Origin of the sequence: Arthrobacter sp. TS-15 (assembly GCF_006964045.1) — a bacterium.
In the GTDB taxonomy this organism is placed as follows: Bacteria; Actinomycetota; Actinomycetes; order Actinomycetales; family Micrococcaceae; genus Arthrobacter.
This window is the reverse complement of sequence record NZ_SDXQ01000104.1, coordinates 1-1022: the sequence shown is the minus strand read 5'-3', so window position 1 is coordinate 1022 and position 1022 is coordinate 1. Positions and strand designations below refer to the sequence as shown.

1 protein-coding gene and 1 pseudogene are annotated in these 1022 nt (G+C 66.6%); one reads left to right on the top strand and one right to left on the bottom strand.

The features are described from left to right. Positions 1-335: pseudogene (locus EU811_RS23055) on the top strand (hypothetical protein); the annotation flags it as partial. A 46-nt stretch (positions 336-381) separates the two neighbouring features. Here EU811_RS23055 and EU811_RS23050 read toward each other — a convergent pair. Further along, positions 382-678, bottom strand: coding sequence for a hypothetical protein (locus EU811_RS23050; protein WP_055617873.1), 297 nt, complete (start codon positions 676-678; stop codon positions 382-384). Positions 679-1022: the final 344 nt, after the last annotated feature.

Genomic DNA, 1022 nt, shown 5'->3' with positions numbered 1-1022 from the left:
AGTCTCGTGGGCTCGGCGTGCGGTGTGTCGTTCCCAACCCGTGGGTGACGGGCGGGGAGTCGGCCGAACTCGCCCTGGCGCTCTGGGCCGTGGGCGAGTCCGACCGGGCCCTGGAGATACTCCAGTCGATCCAGCATCTGCGGGACCCCGGAACCGGCCTGTACTGGACGGGCTATGTCTTCGACGCCCAGGCCGTCTGGCCGGAGGAGCTGACCTCCTGGACGGCCGGTTCCCTGCTCCTCGCCGTCGCCGCCCTGGGCGGCGACGAGGCGACGTGCGCGGTCTTCAGCGGCGACCGCCTGCCGACGGGCCTGGACCCGGACTGCTGTCAGTAGGGGCCGGGCACCTGCTCGGTACGTACGTCAGTACTCGGTACGTACGTCAGTGACGGTGGGCGCGGTTGGCGATCGCGTGCCCCACGAAGAGGTACACGACGGCCGCGAGGCCATACCCTGCGACGACCCGTGCCCACTGCTCGTCGAAGGTGAACAGGTCGTGCGACCAGCCGGCGAGCCAGCGTGCCGCGTCATGGATGAACTGGACGAAGTCATTGCCCTGGTTGGCATCCAGCAGGTACATCAGGATCCAGAGGCCAAGGATGAGGGCCATGATGTCGGCGACGACCGCGATGACCGTGCCGGCCTGGTTGGCACCGTTGCTGCGAGTTCGAGAGGACATGCTCTGCGAGTTGCCCTTGAATCCCGAATGAAACCTGTTGTGTTCGAACACGTTGGAATCCTTCGAGGTCAAGGCGCCGTCGAAGGGTGGTGCCAGGCCCTCCCGGTGATGGTTCGTCAGCGATTAACCTTGGTTCCAACTGCCGTTCGTCGTGAGGTGGTTCGGCGGTAAGCGCTGTCACCGACGATCCTGCCCCACGCTAGGGGGAGACGCCGGTGTCCGCGAACAGATCCGTGTCAGAGGAACCCCGTCTGGTCGTCAACAGACCCGAGCGCAGTCGCCTGCGCCGCACACTCGCACTCACACTCCCGGTCCCCGTGGTCGGCCTGGTCCTGCTCCTGGCC

Bases quoted from the DNA above. Each gene is read 5' to 3' on its own strand.
- EU811_RS23050 (WP_055617873.1), bottom strand. From the start codon at position 678: ATGTCCTCTCGAACTCGCAGCAACGGTGCCAACCAGGCCGGCACGGTC.